Raw genomic sequence first — 393 nt, 5'->3', positions numbered from 1 at the left:
GCCCCATGCCGTGGTCCTGGCCCTGCCCCTGACGCACGCCGCCGACCTGTCCCGCATGCTGCTGCTCGGCTCCGGCACCGCCCAGGACGCGGCCGTGAACCTGCTCTGTCTGGCTGTCTGGGCCGTCGCCGGACTCGCTCTCGCCCGCCGCGCCTTCTCTCGACGCCTCTCGGACTAGGAGGGTCTGTGCCTGTATCCACGGCCGCGGCGCCCGGTCGGACGGCAACCGTCCGGCCAGCCCATGTCTGGGCGGTGTTCCTGCGCAACGTCGAGGCGGCCCGCCATGCGTCATACCTGTGGGTCCTGCTGTCCGGACTCTTCGAGCCCGTCTTCTTCCTCGGCGCGATCGGTCTCGGCGTCGGCACCCTGGTCGGCGATCTGACCGTCTACGGC

At 71.5% G+C, this 393-nt stretch carries 1 protein-coding gene; it reads left to right on the top strand.

Annotated features, from left to right (window positions below; translation table 11 throughout):
- Positions 1-186: 186 nt before the first annotated feature.
- Positions 187-393: hypothetical protein (locus tag IF27_RS30700; RefSeq protein WP_223291265.1), on the top strand; the 207-nt coding region annotated here is incomplete at its 3' end.

Origin of the sequence: Streptomyces avicenniae (assembly GCF_000719135.1) — a bacterium.
GTDB classification, from domain to species: Bacteria; Actinomycetota; Actinomycetes; order Streptomycetales; family Streptomycetaceae; genus Streptomyces; species Streptomyces avicenniae.
This window is presented reverse-complemented; position numbering and strand designations above follow the sequence as displayed.